Here is a 16,192-nt window from a genome sequence, read left to right as displayed (position 1 = left end):
TTACCGTTATTGTTTCCCAAATTCTATACCTTCATTCTTAGGCTGTTTGCTGTACATTGATTCAGCATCCACCAAAGGATTAATCTGCTGCTGTACATCCTGATCAGCATTTTTAAAATTTTGCTGGCCCGCTTCGGCTCTTTGTCCGTGGTCGATTATTTCAATGCATGGAGTACCTGCAATGGCACACACGGCCTTGCTGTCTTCCAGAATGATGTATCCGCCGTTACTGAGCTGTACTTTTTCATAAAACTTCTGCCATTCGGTGACCATAATTTTACATGGCGGTGGCGGCACTCCCATTTTCATACAGTTTCCGAAGGTATTTTTCTCAAATGTTGCAGCTCCAATTTCTTTCGTGGTAACGATCAGTTTTTTGGCTGCGCTTTTATCATTGGCATATTCTTTCTGATGGGTAAGTACTTTAAGCTTATCCGGAAGCTGTCCGAACTGGCATTTGCACATAGCGCCTTGTACTACAATATGTTTTTCTGCCATATTAATTTATCTTTAGTGAAATGGTCATTTAATTTTCATCTATCTCTGAAACGGATGCAGAGATTTTCTTTTCTTCCTCCAACATAATACTGCATTCTACGTAGAGTGATTTCGGCAGCGTATGTTCTTCATTCAGATAACACATTAATCTGAAAGTTCCCTGATGATTGATTGTTGGATGATCATCAATAATCAGTGAGAAAGGCGACCGATTTATAAAATCATAAACGGTTCTTTCATCATTCAATCTTCCTTGTCCTTCTATATTAATAAGACCGTATTCATCTTTCAGAGGGTCTATTTCCAGCTGTATTCCATACTTGGGCTCTACCGGATTATTAACAACCGGAAAGGTTTCTATGAGCTCTGTTTGATAGTCCTTTCCAAAACTTTGATAGATTCCGAAAAATAAAGCTCGGAGGAAATAATCATTTTTCAGATAAAGGCTTATCCCGTCCGGCTGCAGTATTATTTTTTCGATTTTTTCACAGTACTGATCTACGGTTTCTCCATCAAATTCCTTGTACACTTCTTCTTTAACACCTGCCCATCTTTCTTTAAAGACCGAAAGGTTTTCAATATCATTGAATTTTCCGGTCTCATCCACACTTATCTGAAGTGGATATAAGACTTTGGATGTTTTGTATGCCAGAAGATCTGCTATTTCATTCACTTCTTCTTCGTTCAGATACAAATTTGATGTTCTGTCGATTTCAAAAAAATGCAGCTTATTTTCTGTATTAAGCCATCGCACAGAAGTTTCATATTTTAATTCATTTTTACGGTCTCCATTTTCAATAGTAATGGTCACCCCGTATCTTGAAAATGTTTTTTGAGGCTGGAACATCAGGCTGTTTCCCCGTCCAAATTCCACCAACCTGTTTTTATCTGTAACGGCTGTTCTCGGGACAAAAATTTCTTTCTGACCGGTGAGATCAATCAGGATCATATCTTTAACATCGCAGGAGTTGTTATGAAAGCCTTTTACCACATCGGTGGACAGATTGTATAGAGAAGCTATACTTTTTAAGGTTTCATTTTTCTGAACGATATGTTTGTTAAATTTCTCCATACTAATGATCCCGCATCAGAAATATCCTTTCTGCAGGTAGATTTTATTTAATAGTGGCGATGTATATACCCAGAAAAATAATTCCTGCTATGAGTAATACGACATTTATACTTCTGTTTTCTTTATTTCTTCCTGTGAAAAAACTTACAATCATTTCTATCAAAATGAACAGACACCAAAGGGCTCCCCAGCTGATATTCAAAACAAGATCCATAGGAATTGACATTCCATCGTTTCCTCCTATCGACTGATGGGTATGAAACCAGGAATCCCAGTGAGCATAGCAGTAGATCAGCACAAAACCGATCAATGCAATTCCTATTCTTACTGCGAGATATTTCTTCATACCGTAAAGATTAATGCAATACTCTTACTCTGTCGGATGTAGGATCCATTCCGATGCCTTCTCTCCTTGCCGACCAGTGAAGATACTTGTTTCGGAGAATTCTGAGATCATCCTGTTCTTTCATCTCCTTCTGGTAATCCGCGTATTTTTCTTCCGGTATGGAGGCACCTCCATAAGCTGTTTCAATATCTTTATATCTTTTAAAGGTGTACTGTTTTCCGTTTTCCATTGCATAAGGTCTCAGACGGTCTTTTACCCTTACGAGTAAAGGATCTTCTGAAATAGAATAGGTTTCCGCCGTCAGCTTTTTTACGGTCAGCGGAACTGTTTTCTGGACTCCATGCTCAGCCATAAAATGCAGCGGGATGTAGCTGTATGTTTTTACTAAATCACGAGTTCCTTTTAATGCCAGATAAAACCCGGGAGTGATGGTAAGCTGATCTTCTTTATACCATGCGTCTGCTATAAGCTGGCTTCTCAGAGCCTTTAATTTCGTACTGGTTGTCCATGAGGTTTCAATCTCTTCCCAGCTCTCCTCACCATTCTCATAGGCGCCTCCGACATCGCAGTGTACCCCTGGAAATATTTTTTCTATGCCAACATGCACATTGGTAAGGTCAAAGTTTTCTCTATGCTCATTTTCTGCTACAAAATGAATAACTGTCTGTGCTCTTCCGATATCATTCAAGCCCAGTTCTTCCACATCATTGCTGAAATTGGGCACCGGAGTCAGATATTTTGAATAGGAAGATACTGTATCATAAATACCCAGAAATCTTATTCTCAATACATCCACAGTAATTCCAGCTTCCTGTAACTTAAGTCCCAGATGTCCCCATTTCGGAAGTTCTTCATCAGTCACACTGTTACCGTCGCTATCATAGCGTGAAGTAACCGTCATTCCTTCATGGGAAACCGTTGTGGAGCTTGCTTTATATTTTGCTTTTCCTATTTCATGGACGAAATTACGGGCGGCTGCCGCACCACGGCTGAACCCGAAAACATCAAAAGTAAGGACTGCAATTTTATCTGCTTTTTTTGAGCTTTTGATATTTTTTACTTTTTTCACAATCTCTTCACAGCCTTTTCTCACCTTTCCACGGATTCCGGTATCTCCTGATCCGAAGGCGTACCCCATCATGGAATCTTTTTGTTTATCTTCGGTACCAATTCCTTCGATATAAATGCCGGAATTCTTATCGTAATTATCCCACAAACGCGCTACATTACTCCAATCGTTGTTGTAGCTGTTATTATCCGTTGGATTGCCTCCATTTTTCTTGTATTCAGGAGTTTTCTCCCTTCTTTCGATGGTATTGGTTTTATTATTCAAAGTCCCGTCAAAAAACATCCCGAGGGTAATGTCTATCACTTCCTCTTTGGTTATTTCCGGGGTATATTCTCCAAATTTATTATTGTGCATCGTTTTTATTTTACAATTGATAATGAAAAATACGCTATTCTATTTTCCGGGATAATCTGATCTTTGCCTTGGTAATAGGAAGTTCCTGTTTTTCGCTTTTTAAAGACAGCGTTGCTTTGGTATTATCTTCATTGATTTTGATGACAAAATCAATGTTCTCTTCTTTCCCGAACTTTTTAAAAAGTTCAAAAATTTCTTTCTCATCGAAAGCATCCACCCACATCGCATATCTGTTTTTGGTTTTATCTTTCCAATAAAAACCGCAGAATTTAGGAACGGCTCTTTTTGTATAGGTATCGGCTTTTAAGCTTTCTCCGAAAAGATTTTCCTGCTCACCGTTATAAGCTGTGAATCCGAAATCTATCCATTCTCCGCCTTCCTGAAGTATAACCGAAGGTTTCCAGCTGTATCTTTCTCTGTATAGATCATAAATTTCTGCTGCAGGATACCCCTGTGCTTCTATTTTCTGCCTCACTTCCTGTTTAAATGTTTCATATGATGGATCATTCAGCATCCGGTCTGCAAAGCCTTCTTTCAACATATATTTTGCATTTTCGTAGGCTTTTTCTTTAGTAATAATGGTATCATGCGCCTGAAAAACACCTACTTCTTTCTGGTTTCCCGGGCCGTTTATCCATAATACAACTCTTCCTTTTGGAGCTAATCCTACTATAAAATTAGTGTAGGTGGCTTTTTTATGGGTATCCTCATCTATAAAACCGTTATCAAACAGTTCTTTTATTTTTTTCTGATCCAAATCCCATTTCCCGGTGTAAAATTTTCTTTCTACCAAAGAGTACCAGGTAAATTTCAACTGATGCGGGATTCCCATTTTGCTGGTTTCCACGCTCATCGTTCCGCCTTCATTTCCCCAGCCTGTATTCTGCGTTCCCCAGATGGCATCAAAACCATACGTAAAATCGTCAGCAATAATAGCTCCGCCGTAGATTTCCATTGGATATTCCTGAGGGGCAGAAATAGTTCCTAACCAACTGTATTTTTCTTCCATTTTTTTATTTTGACAACTTATTAACGAGAAACTGCAGAGCACAAAAAGAAGGAGAACTTTTAATTTATTTGTTTCCATGGGACGTTATCTTTTTGTTGCTTGCCAGAACGAGGTTTTGTTTTTGTGCTTCTACATTAATTTTCTTCGCGATTTTTTCAACCTTTTTTCCCACATTCAAATGATAAGAGTCTGTGACTTTTATGTGTATATTTTTTGCAGTCTTTATGATAGCCATATCAGAAAAGTTTTGATTTTTCAGCACTGTTGAATTCCACAATCTTTCCACTCTGCATCGTCATATTTTCCATCTCGCTGAACATTGATATTTCTCCGGCTATTTCATTAGACGTTTCCGACTGTCTTTTGAATTCTTTATCTACCATTTCTGTTCTGGTGTCCGAAGATTCCCGAATGTCACCCGTCGCAGTCTGTACAATATCTTTTCCTGCTGTGGAAATAATATTTTCATTGGCAGAACTCGTGATGCTTTCTCCCGCACTTACTGAAATTTCTTTTCCAGCCGTGATATTGATATTTTCTCCGGCATTCAACGTAAAGTTTTTAGGAGCGTTCATGCTGATATTTCCTTTACCGTCCATGAAGTAGATATTTCCGCTTGGATCCACAATCTTCACACTTCCTTCTTCATCATTCATCAGAATTCTGATTCCGCTTCTGGTCTGGATGGATTTCAGATGATTGTTGATTCCACCGCCAAGGCCAGCCTCACCGTGGAACATTCCACCCATTACAAAAGGTCTGTCGGGATGATTATGTACAAAATTAACCATCACCTGATCTCCTACTTCAGGAATGGCAACATATCCTCTGTTTTGGGTAATTTGGTCTGTACCTCCCGCGTCCGGACTCATCATGCGTATAAAATGAGTCGTATCATTCGTCTGCCAGTCAAATCTCACCTGTACTCTTCCCTGGTTTTCAGGATCGGTATTTGAAATGACGGTAGCCAGTTGTGGTTCTGCTATAGGCGTTTTATAATCCGGCTTGGGAAGGAAGCCTGTATCGGCTGCTATTCCTGCAAAACTTCCATGGTAATGGCCTATCGTATCTATTTCGTGAACCGTTTCCGTGATCATGATTCTGGTAAAATAGGATGTTTCATTCGTATCGGTTTTACGCATCTGAACATCCACAGCACAGCCGGGATGTAAAAAAGGAACAGTGGTATTTCCTGATAAAGAAAAAACATTTACGGCTTCACTACCTGAAGCACTTTTTTGTGAATATTCTACATCAAGATGAGTCGATGCTTTGATCGGAGCCATCTGAAGAGCGGGTGTTTTATAAATGCTCTCATTATGATTATAAGCCGTCTTTGCGAGATCGCTTACATGCTGAATAGGAGTTGCGCCTGATGTCAGTTTTTCGTTCTTACTGCTATTATATCCATAAAACTGCGGTTTCGTATGCACGGCTTTCAGTTCTACTCTAATATCATTGGCGCTGCTTCCATACGTTAGCGTGATCGCTTTATTCTGAGGAGGAAGTTTCCCGAAATGCAGGACTTCTCCGTCATAATAAAACTGCTCGCCGTACGCTTCAGCCATTCTTGCCAGGTAATTATAATGGGTCTCGTTATATTGGCTGCTGTAGATGATCTGGGAAAAATTATTTGCATCGACCCTTATGTCAAAACGGCTTTTATCGATGCCCTGTTTAATCACTTCTTCGGCAATAATTCCGACATTCACAGGCTGTACTCCGCCAAAACTTTGGATATGAGGCGCTCCATCCAACAGGATCGTTGGACTGTATCCGGAAAGTATGATATTCCCCAGGCTCATTTTCTCCTGGCTGAATCCTACTCCGGTGATCACTCCCACAAAAGTTCTTTCCGGGCTGTTATCGATATCCTTATATGAAATCACCGCTGTCAGACGTTTTCCAAGGAATTTATTGGCTTCTTCCAGTGCGTGGGTCTGTCGGTCTCCAAGAGTATCGTGTGCCAGGGTAAGAACAAACTCATGATGGCGCTGTGCGCTTTGTGTGAGTTTAAAATGCTTATAGTATTTGATCATTTTTCCTTCTATAACGAGAGAAAGCTTGACCAAACGGTTGATCCCTATATGATGATTCTCGGATACTCCGTCTGCATTTTGTGCGGGACGGAATGACGCACCCCTTGAGTTTTCAGGTGTGGTAGACATAATTTGTAAGTGATTTTATTAAAATTATAAAAATTATTCAATCATATGGGAATTTATGGATATGAAACAAAATTCCCCTCCAGAAAGTGCACTTTCATAACAGGTAAAAAAAGACCGTCTTAAAGGACAGTCTTTTTTGATATTGCTACTCCTGTGAACTTAGCTGGATGGCCAAAGTCCTTTGTAAGCAGAGTTTCCGTAGTTGATTTCTTCGGCACTGATCACAAAACTGATCAGCATGCTGTTGCTGTCTACTGCGTCAAAGTCTACTTCATGCTGAATAACGTATCCGTTTTCCCAGTTTAAAGTAATCAATGTTCCTTCTTCATGAGATTTATTGAAAGTGACTTCTCCGCTTGTCGGTTTGTATTTTCCGTTCAGTAAACTTTCCAGAATATCCGATTTTTCCGTTGCCTCGACTGTTAATTTTATAATCGCGTTAGATGGGTCTGATGCTACACGTCCTGATACGTCTGTAGATCTTGATACGCTGTAGTTAAGCTTTAATAGCTTTTGACCCTCGCCTCCATTGAATTTTAAGATTCCTCTTGAGTTTGCTGCCATATTGGTAAATTTTAATCATTAAAGATTATAGTATTCATAAGATTGGTATAGCAAAGATAGCTTTCAGGGTGTATTATAAAAATTTTTTATCGATTATTTTATATTTTGTAGTAATTCTACGACTTTCTTCATCAATACTTGATATAATGTTAAAAAATATAAACCTTATTTAAGACTTGAAAGTTATTTTTTAACATTAAATTAGTATATCAAAAAAATTTACGCCATTTTTTCAGTTATGTTTCCAATACAAAATTGATGACCTTTATAATCAACAAGATTTTAATTTTCTAAGCTAAAAAAACCGCCAGAAGCGGTTTTTAGTATTTGTAATATCATTTTAATAGCTTCCCAGATGGAAATATTTGTAATAATAGGATATAATCATAATGATGACATTGATGACAGCAGCCAGCAGTAACGTATTTCCGTACTTTCTTTTTTTGTCAATGAAGCTTACTCCAACCATTCCCCAAAAAATCAACAGGGTATAAACTGCAGGGAACAAATGAAACGCTTCAGAAAACCGCCCTTCAAATACCATGACTATAGCTCTCTGAGCGCCACATCCAAAGCATTCTATTCCCAGGAATTTTTTGCTGGGACAGGTCAGCATGAAGTCTTCAATTTTCATTTTTCTGTTCGTTCAATGTGAATTTATGAAGAAATTTTCGCTCTTAAATATTGGTATGGAAAAAAGCATTCTGCTTTCATTTCAAAAGAGCCCTGTACCGCAATATAAGGATTTCTCAAGATTTCTCTTGCTACAAATATAAGGTCCGCCTCTCCTTTTTGAAGGATCTCTTCTGCCTGCTCAGCATTTGTAATTAATCCTACCGCTCCGGTTTTTACCCCGCCATTATTTTTTACCTGAGATGAAAAAGGAACCTGGTAGCCTTCAAAAACAGGAATTTTAGCACCATGAATATTTCCGCCACTTGAAACGTCTACTAAATCCACAGCGTGATTTTTCAGTATTTCAGCTAATTTGACACTATCCTGAACATCCCAGCCATTTTCAGCATACTCCGTTCCGGAAATCCTTACAAATAATGCAGTGTTTTCACTAAGCTCTTCATTCACTGTATCCACGATTTCAAGTAAAAACCGAATCCTGTTTTCAAAACTTCCGCCATACTCGTCCGTTCTTACATTGGAAAGAGGTGATAAAAACTGATGAACCAAATAGCCATGAGCTCCATGAATTTCAATGACATCAAAACCAGCTTGTACAGCTCTTTTTGCGGCATCTTTAAAATTCTGAACTAATTCTTTGATTTCTTCAACGCTCAACACGTGCGGAATTCTTTCTGTAGGATGGTAAGGAATCGGGCTTGGCGCAATAGTTTCCCAACCTTCTTCAATAGGGATCTGAAGATTATTCCACGTTGATCCTTTTCTGCCCGCGTGAGCAATCTGAATTCCAATTTTGCTTTCTGATCTGTTATGGACAAATTCTACAATTCTCTGCAGTTTTTCTGCCTGCTTATCATTCCAGATTCCCATGCAATGGTTGGTAATTCTTCCGCGTGGTTCTACGCCAGTAGCTTCCACCATAATTAAACCTGTACCGCCCTGCGACCGGCTTCCGTAGTGTACAAAATGAAAATCATTGGCTATACCATTTTCGCAGGAATACATACACATGGGAGACATTACCCATCTGTTTTTAAGCTCTACATTTCTGAATTTTATTGGCGTATATAACATATTATTATTTTGAAATTTAATGGAGATACCGGAAGAATAAAATAATATTGCCCACCTGAGTAAAAAGAGCTAATTTTATCCCCCTTTTTTAGGCCTACAATATATGAAAAAAGACATACAGATCGGTTACGAATATTTTAAAAATAGCAGTGAACTGAATGATATCGAGAAAAAATTATTCGAAACAGCAAAACAGGCCCGTGAAAACGCTTATGCACCTTATTCTCAGTTTTTTGTAGGATGTGCTGTCCTGCTGGAAAACGGAGAAATATTTTCCGGAAACAATCAGGAGAATGCCGCTTTTCCATCCGGGCTTTGTGCTGAAAGAACAGCGCTCTTTTGGATAGGAGCCAATTTTCCTACGGTGAAGATCAAAAAGATTTTCGTTGTGGGCGGTCCTAAGGAGTTTCATGAGAAAAATCCTCCCATCCCGCCATGTGGTGCATGCCGCCAGAGTTTAATGGAATATGAAACGAAGCAGAACGAAAATATTGACCTCTATTTTTCAAGCATGAATGAGGAGGTGGTAAAAGTACATTCTATTAAGGATCTTTTGCCATTCTATTTTGATGCAACGTTTCTGTAAGGCAAAACAGCCATTGTTTTGCCTCTACTATCTTTTTAAATGGAGGTAAAACATAGCTGCAGCACTGAAAATTTACGGTTCAGCATTGCCTTTTTGTTTAATACGTTTAAAAACTTATCTTTACAAAAATTTTGGTTTCCAGCATATTTGGAATTAATAGGGAATTGGGTGTAAGCCCCAAACTGTCCCCGCAACTGTAAATCGCAATAAGAAATTCTACGAAGAACCACTGTACATACGGGAAGGTGTAGAAAGCGAAAGTCAGGAGACCTGCCAGAATTATAATCAAAAAATATATTGCTTTCGGAGGAAAAGTAAAATAGTATGGATATAAAAAGATCTTTAGTACTGCTTTTGTCGTCTTATGGTTGCTTTCTTTCTGGGCAGGAGAAAGGCATAGATACTATTTATGTTTTTGACAGCCAAATGAATAAAGTGAAGCTTTTTCATAAGGTGAACACCCTTACCCTTGAAGACGCAGAGAAAAATTCCACTAATCTTTCTGAACTTTTACGTTTTCAGTCTCCGGTATATATTAAGGAAAACGGCCGTGGTGCTGTTTCTTCGCCTTCTTTTAGGGGAACTACTGCCCAACAAACGGCTTTTGTCTGGAACGGAATCAGTATTAATTCTAATTTTCTGGGTCAGGGAGACGTCAACAATATTCCTTTGTTTGGATACGACCAACTTGACATAAAAGCAGGTGGCGGAAGTGTCATTTATGGCAGCGGTGCTATTGGGGGAAGCATCCATCTTAACAATAATCTGGATTTTAATAAAGGTTTTCATGCTTCTTTATTTTCTGAAGCGGCTTCATTCGGTACTTTTAATAATTTTATAAAAGGTTCTTACAGCAATGATAAATTAAGTATCAAAGCTTCCGGAAATTATTCTATCAGTGAGAATGATTATGAGGTGAAAGAGGCGCGAAATTATATCAATCAGAACGGAAAATATTTTAATACAACTTTTAATATTGCCGGTGCTTATAAAATAGCTCCTCACCATCAGATTTCATGGATTTCTGAATTTTTTAACGGAAATCAGAATTATCCGGTACTGTTTGAAAGTGAAACCAAAACAAAATACGAAACCCAAAATATCAGAAGTCTTCTTTCGTGGGACTGGAATCAGTCGAAGTTCAGCAATTCATTTAAGGCTGCTTATACAGAAGAGAATTTTCAATATTTTGCCAATATCAATGGACCCGGCACAAGTGGCGGGATAGGAAAAAATTATATTGTAAAAAATGATTTTAATTATTTCCTGAGTCCGAAATGGAATGTGAATGTCATCGGTGAATTCCAGGTGAATAAAGCTGAAGGTAAGGGAACTTCCCAAATTTCTAAAGTGAGCAGAAATGTAGGTTCCGTAGCGGGATTGCTTCGCTATTTTGTTGCATCAGATCTGCGTTTTGAAGCGGGTTTAAAAAAGGATTTTGTAGAGGGAATCAGTTCTCCGGTTCTGTTTTCTTTTTCAGGAAAATGGAATGCTGCAACATGGTACAGCACGGAGCTTAATATTTCAAGGAATTTCAGATTTCCTTCTTTCAATGATCTGTACTGGCAGCCGGGAGGAAATAAAGATTTGAAACCCGAAACTTCCTATCAGGCTGATCTGAGCAATCATTTTATGGTGTCCGATTTTAAAATTACCGTAACGCCTTATTATATGAACATTCGTGATCTGATTAGCTGGCAGCAGACCCAATTTGGGTATTATGCTCCTTCTAATACTCATAAGGTAGAGTCTTACGGGCTGGAATCGCAGGTAGAATATGCTCGAAAATTCGGGAAACAAAGCCTGAAATCAAGTATAGGATATACGTATTCAAAATCGATCAATCTTGAAAATAAAAAGCAACTGATGTATGTTCCTCTTCATAAGATTTTTGGAAATGTAGATTATCAGTATGACTTTATGAGGATCTATGTACAGGGAATGTTCAACGGACTTACATATACTGATACGGAAGAAAAAAGAAGTGATGCACTGGATCCGTATTTTGTAATGAATGCAGGGGTTTCAGGAACATTTCTTAAAAAATATACGGTGGGATTCAAGGTGAATAATATTTTTAATGAAATCTATTACACCATGGCTTCTTATCCGCTGCCAAAGAGGAATTACAGTGTGAATTTAAATATCAACTTTTAAAATAAATTATAATGAATATCAGAAAAATTTTACCTTTTGTATTTGCTTCGGCGCTTTTTTTCAATGTTGCCTGTAGCAATGATGATGAAACTGCAGCCACCGCTATAACGTATGAAAACGGAATTCTTATCTCTAATGAAGGGGGATTCACAAGCCCGACTTCTGAGGTTTCTTTCCTTAGCAATAACTGGGGAAATGTATATAACGGAATCTATGCATCCAACAACAATAATGAAGTGCTAGGTAAGGTTTTTCAAACGATAGGATTCAGTGGAAATTATGCTTACCTTGTTTGCAATATTCCCAATAAAATTGAAATCGTAAACCGATACAGCTTTAAAAAGGTTTCTACAGTAACGAGTAATCTTGATAACCCAAGATATATTGCATTTTCCGGAGCTCAATATTATGTAACCAACAACGATTATGCGAGTGTACATAAACTGAATGTTTACAACAGCGACAATTCTTTTGTAAAGAGCATCAGTTTTGACAGAGCAGCTGAAAAAGTGGTAGAGGCCAGCGGAAGTATCGTAGTGCAGACTGACGGTGTCACCTATGCTCCAGGCGAAGTTGCAACAGGATATACCATCACTATTGTAAAGCCATCCACCAATGTAGTTGACAAAACTGTAACTCTTCCAAGTAACGGAATTATCAGAGATTTGGTTTCTTATAATGGTAATGCATATGCATTGGCTTCTGACAATACCAATTCTTATATTTATAAGATCAATACTGCAGACGGAACTGCTACAACAACAACTCTTACTGCTATTCCACAGGCTCAGAAATTAAGAATAAGCAATAACACTCTATATTTTTCAACTGGCGACAACAAAGTTTACAGGATGGCTTTAGGATCTACAACTATTCCTACTACTCCTCTGTTCACTGCACCAACAGGAACTTTATATGGGATTGACGTCATCGATAGTAACATTTACGTTTCTACCACTAATTTCACTTCTGACAGTAAGATCAATATTTATAATGCCAATACAGGTGCATTGTTAAAAACATTCACTGCAGGAATTTCAACAAACGGTTTTTATAAAAACTAAATCTACGCTTCGGCGTTTATATAATTTTTTATTTTTTTTCATCATTTGTGTTTTTGTCCGGGTGGCTTCTTCGAAGCCGCCCGGATTTCTTTTATAAAATGATATAAAAGAAAACGGCCGGATCAATGATCCGGCCGTTTTTATGTTGTATTATGAATTTATTTATACCTGTAATCCCAGTTTTTCAGCTTCTGCAATCACAAATTTTGTGGCTGCTTCTTTCTCGTTCGGGATTTCACCTTCCAAAATGGCTTCTTTTACTTTTTCTTTTAAAATTCCAATTTCGCGACCAGGTTTAAGAGCAAACATTTCCATGATCTCTTCTCCTGAAATAGGTGGCTGAAAGTTTCTTACCTGATCTTTTTCTTCTACTTCCTTGATCTTAACCGCAACATATTCAAAATTTTTCTTGAATCTCTCCTGCTTTCTTGAATTTTTGGTGGTAATATCGGCTTTACAGAGTGTGAAAAGATCTTCCAGATCTTCACCGGCATCAAACAACAGCCTTCTTAATGCCGAATCTGAGGCATCATCTGTGATTAAAGCAATAGGACGGGAGGAAAGTTTCACCATTTTCTGGACATACTTCATATCGGGTCCTAATGGCAGTTTTAATCGCTGGAAGAGGGTTTTTGTCATCTTGGAACCTAGAAACTCATGGCCGTGGAATGTCCAGCCTGTTCCTTCAACAAATTTCTTCGTAGGCGCTTTCCCGATATCGTGAAGCAATGCCGACCAGCGAAGCCAAAGGTTCTCTGTATTTTTTGAAATATTGTCGAGCACCTCCAGGGTGTGGTAGAAATTGTCTTTATGGGTTTGTCCTTCTACTTCTTCAATTCCTTTTAATTCTATTAATTCAGGGATGATCAGTTGTAAAAGTCCGGTCTCTTCCATAAGTCCTAGACCGATAGAAGGCTTTTCAGAAAGCATAATTTTATTAAATTCAACCATTACACGTTCCATGGAAACGATCTTGATTCTTTCTGCTTCCTGCTGTATGGCCAATAATGATTTTTCTTCAATGGTAAACTGCAAGGTAGAAGCAAAACGGATGGCCCGCATCATTCTCAACGGATCATCAGAATAGGTTTGAGCAGGTTCCAGAGGCGTTCTTAAAATGCCTTTTTGAAGATCTTCTACTCCGTTAAAAGGATCGATAAGTTCTCCAAAATTGTCTTTGTTTAAAGAGATGGCCATGGCATTGATCGTGAAATCTCTTCGTTTCTGATCATCTTCCAGCGTTCCCCCTTCTACTTCTGGCTTGCGGCTGTTTTCTGTATAGCTTTCTTTTCTTGCTCCTACAAATTCAAGTTCCAGATCTTTGTATTTGATCATTGCCGTTCCGTAGGTTTTAAAAACAGATACTTTCAGCTTCGGGTCAATTTCGCTGGCAACACTTTGAGCCAGTTCAATACCGCTCTGTTCAGTAACAAAATCAATATCAGTAGAGGCTTTTCTTTTCATCAGTAAGTCACGAACATATCCACCTACAATGTATGCAGACTGGTTATTTTTCGAGGCTACCTCAGAAATGATTTTGAAAAGTTTTAAATTTCTATTTTGATTAAGATTAATGAACATGTTTATTATGTAGAGGTTAGAATTTAAGTTTCAGATCCATACCAGAGTTGTATATTCTTTATTGATCTGACGCATAACCGTTAAAGAATTAAGAAATCAAGCGTTGCTTACTATTCCTACATGCCTTAGCAGTTGAATGATCCTGCAAAGATAATTAAAATCTTTTCTTTTACTCGCGGAGAATCTTTATTCTGTTGTCACTCCATATTTTAATGACTGAAGAGCCAGAATATTTTGAAACTTTTTCTCTATCCTCTTCCACCGCATAATCTACCACATCTATAATTTCTTTAGAAATATCAGAAAATTTCAACGGGCTTTTATCTCCGCTAAAATTGGCGGAAGTAGAAACCAAAGGTCTGTTTAATTTGGTGATCAGTTTTTTACAAAAGTCGGTTTTTACCAGACGAATTCCTATGCTTCCGTCTTCTGCCAACAGTTCTTTAGGTAAACCTTTTGGATTTTCATACACAATTGTTACGGGTTTTTCACTTACATCAATAATCTGCCACGCCATTTCGGGAACGTCCACCAGATCCTGCAGTCTTTTTTCGGTTTCCACCAAAATAATCATGGATTTGTTTTTCTCCCTTTTTTTGATGTCATAAATTTTATTGATGGCTTCAACGTTGGTCGCATCACACCCGATTCCCCAGATGGTGTCTGTAGGATAAAGGATTGTTCCGCCGGATTTTAATATTTCGATAATGTTTTCCATAATATAATGAGTCTTACCCCCATCTGCAAAAATAAAAAAATGAATTTTAAAAATGGATTAAAAGCCGTTTATATTGAATATTATATTTTGAAATATCCCTACTTATTTTCAATTATTTGGTAATATTATATAGGATAGAATTTAAGCAAAGATTAATTGAATTAACCATGAAACAATGAACTAAAATAGCCTGTATTGGTATTTTTCGTCTTATTTAATGTTTTTTTAAAATCCAGTCTGGTAAGATGTTGAGAAAGTAATACAGGTGCATTTATTTTTGCCCCCTCTTTTATTAAAGTATAGAGAATTGCGTCACCTTTAAAAAAAATAATGGTAGTCATTTCATGATGTCCTGAATTATATACATCTGTAGGCTCGTTAAAAAATATTAAGTTATTTGAAATTTTAGAAATCCTATAATTATATTTTTTACCATACTCTAGAATTCTCTGCTTTGCGTCTTCTTTGTGTATACTGAATTTTATTTTCTTTAATCTTTTTTCTGTTGCTTTGCAATAAAGGCCGTACAGACTAAAGCTTATGACGGAAATCAAGATAATATATTCTAAACTATTATTCTTAGATGGCGTTATTTCCCCAAATAAAATTACTGAGATTACAATAAGTGATATGAAAGCCAAATAAATGGTAAATGTATCTAATTTGTCCAGATAGTTTTCATCAAAAACCAGTTTTCTGTATTTGATACTTTCGGTAATTTCTAAATTTTTCAATCTACGCATGACATTCGTAAATTATTTATCTCATTCCAATCCCGGAAGATATCTTTCTTCTATAATATGTAAGTGATGGAAATTATGTCCCACAATCAGTTTTCCGACTGTTTCTACTGCGATTTCATTTCCGTTGGCAATTCCTGTGTTGTGTAATGCTTTTGGATGCAACGTTTCCAGTAATATTTGGGATGATCTTCTTACTGTTTTATATTCTTCCAGTAAAGATTCCAGGGTTCTTTCGTTGGCAAAAGAATTGTCTGCGTACTCATTTTCGTCGAAGCCGGGTAATGCGGACTGATCTCCTCTCGCAAAGGATAGAGCCCGAAATTGAAACACTCTTTCAGTATCTGATAAATGCAGCAATAATTCTTTCAGAGTCCATTTTCCTTCACCGTATGCAAAATGAGACTGCTCTTCGGTAAGCTTAGTATAAATATCTACGGTTTTTTCTCCTGATTTTTTCAATTCGTCTAACCAGTTTTCGGAAGGAATCTCATCAAGATATCTTTGAATATATTTTTGAAAATCTGACATGTTTGTAATAGGTTATAAATGATTA

General features: G+C 37.5%; 17 protein-coding genes and 1 riboswitch. Of the genes, 3 read left to right on the top strand and 14 right to left on the bottom strand.

Annotated elements, in window-relative coordinates:
• Window positions 1-6 precede the first annotated feature (6 nt).
• The 10 genes from IW15_RS06650 to namA form a co-directional block, all read right to left on the bottom strand.
• On the bottom strand, window positions 7-498 hold the full coding sequence (locus IW15_RS06650; RefSeq protein WP_034710142.1) for a DUF4280 domain-containing protein: 492 nt from the start codon (window positions 496-498) through the stop codon (window positions 7-9).
• 28 nt (window positions 499-526) lie between these two features.
• Complete coding sequence (locus tag IW15_RS06645; protein WP_034710141.1) at window positions 527-1,570, bottom strand: hypothetical protein; 1,044 nt, start codon at window positions 1,568-1,570, stop codon at window positions 527-529.
• Between the two features lie 43 nt (window positions 1,571-1,613).
• Complete coding sequence (locus IW15_RS06640; protein ID WP_034710140.1) at window positions 1,614-1,916, bottom strand: hypothetical protein; 303 nt, start codon at window positions 1,914-1,916, stop codon at window positions 1,614-1,616.
• Between the two features lie 10 nt (window positions 1,917-1,926).
• Window positions 1,927-3,339, bottom strand: a complete 1,413-nt coding sequence (locus tag IW15_RS06635) for a T6SS phospholipase effector Tle1-like catalytic domain-containing protein (protein ID WP_034710139.1) — start codon at window positions 3,337-3,339, stop codon at window positions 1,927-1,929.
• Window positions 3,340-3,373: 34 nt separating this feature from the next.
• On the bottom strand, window positions 3,374-4,348 hold the full coding sequence (locus IW15_RS06630; protein WP_034710138.1) for a DUF2931 family protein: 975 nt from the start codon (window positions 4,346-4,348) through the stop codon (window positions 3,374-3,376).
• Window positions 4,349-4,412: 64 nt separating this feature from the next.
• Window positions 4,413-4,583 carry a hypothetical protein gene (locus IW15_RS22715; RefSeq protein WP_165585163.1) on the bottom strand — a complete coding sequence of 57 codons (171 nt, stop codon included), beginning with the start codon at window positions 4,581-4,583 and terminating at the stop codon, window positions 4,413-4,415.
• Window position 4,584: 1 nt separating this feature from the next.
• Window positions 4,585-6,516 carry a type VI secretion system Vgr family protein gene (locus IW15_RS06625; protein WP_034710137.1) on the bottom strand — a complete coding sequence of 644 codons (1,932 nt, stop codon included), beginning with the start codon at window positions 6,514-6,516 and terminating at the stop codon, window positions 4,585-4,587.
• Between the two features lie 159 nt (window positions 6,517-6,675).
• Complete coding sequence (tssD, locus tag IW15_RS06620) at window positions 6,676-7,080, bottom strand: type VI secretion system tube protein TssD (RefSeq protein ID WP_034710136.1); 405 nt, start codon at window positions 7,078-7,080, stop codon at window positions 6,676-6,678.
• A 340-nt stretch (window positions 7,081-7,420) separates the two neighbouring features.
• On the bottom strand, window positions 7,421-7,714 hold the full coding sequence (locus tag IW15_RS06615) for a DUF2752 domain-containing protein (protein WP_034710135.1): 294 nt from the start codon (window positions 7,712-7,714) through the stop codon (window positions 7,421-7,423).
• 23 nt (window positions 7,715-7,737) lie between these two features.
• Window positions 7,738-8,790 (bottom strand): NADPH dehydrogenase NamA, encoded by a 1,053-nt coding sequence (gene namA / locus IW15_RS06610; protein WP_034710134.1) that lies wholly within the window; start codon window positions 8,788-8,790, stop codon window positions 7,738-7,740.
• 103 nt (window positions 8,791-8,893) lie between these two features.
• Between namA and cdd the strand changes: the two genes are divergently transcribed.
• From cdd to IW15_RS06595, 3 genes are all read left to right on the top strand, one after another.
• Window positions 8,894-9,376, top strand: a complete 483-nt coding sequence (gene cdd / locus IW15_RS06605) for a cytidine deaminase (RefSeq protein ID WP_034710133.1) — start codon at window positions 8,894-8,896, stop codon at window positions 9,374-9,376.
• A 115-nt stretch (window positions 9,377-9,491) separates the two neighbouring features.
• A riboswitch (cobalamin riboswitch) is annotated at window positions 9,492-9,668 on the top strand.
• Window positions 9,669-9,700: 32 nt separating this feature from the next.
• Window positions 9,701-11,533, top strand: a complete 1,833-nt coding sequence (locus IW15_RS06600; protein ID WP_117584548.1) for a TonB-dependent receptor plug domain-containing protein — start codon at window positions 9,701-9,703, stop codon at window positions 11,531-11,533.
• A gap of 11 nt (window positions 11,534-11,544) precedes the next feature.
• Complete coding sequence (locus IW15_RS06595) at window positions 11,545-12,597, top strand: hypothetical protein (RefSeq protein WP_034710132.1); 1,053 nt, start codon at window positions 11,545-11,547, stop codon at window positions 12,595-12,597.
• A gap of 162 nt (window positions 12,598-12,759) precedes the next feature.
• Here IW15_RS06595 and IW15_RS06590 read toward each other — a convergent pair whose 3' ends face one another.
• From IW15_RS06590 to IW15_RS06575, 4 genes are all read right to left on the bottom strand, one after another.
• Window positions 12,760-14,178: a CCA tRNA nucleotidyltransferase gene (locus IW15_RS06590; protein ID WP_034710131.1), complete on the bottom strand. Its 1,419-nt coding sequence runs from the start codon at window positions 14,176-14,178 to the stop codon at window positions 12,760-12,762.
• Window positions 14,179-14,347: 169 nt separating this feature from the next.
• On the bottom strand, window positions 14,348-14,896 hold the full coding sequence (locus tag IW15_RS06585; RefSeq protein WP_034710130.1) for an L-threonylcarbamoyladenylate synthase: 549 nt from the start codon (window positions 14,894-14,896) through the stop codon (window positions 14,348-14,350).
• Window positions 14,897-15,057: 161 nt separating this feature from the next.
• Window positions 15,058-15,630: a hypothetical protein gene (locus IW15_RS06580; RefSeq protein WP_034710129.1), complete on the bottom strand. Its 573-nt coding sequence runs from the start codon at window positions 15,628-15,630 to the stop codon at window positions 15,058-15,060.
• A 30-nt stretch (window positions 15,631-15,660) separates the two neighbouring features.
• Window positions 15,661-16,167 (bottom strand): DinB family protein, encoded by a 507-nt coding sequence (locus tag IW15_RS06575; RefSeq protein ID WP_034710128.1) that lies wholly within the window; start codon window positions 16,165-16,167, stop codon window positions 15,661-15,663.
• Window positions 16,168-16,192: the final 25 nt, after the last annotated feature.

Origin of the sequence: Chryseobacterium soli, assembly GCF_000737705.1 — a bacterium.
Taxonomy (GTDB): Bacteria; Bacteroidota; Bacteroidia; order Flavobacteriales; family Weeksellaceae; genus Chryseobacterium; species Chryseobacterium soli.
Note: the sequence above shows the minus strand (reverse complement) of the source record. Positions and strands in the feature narration are given on the sequence as shown.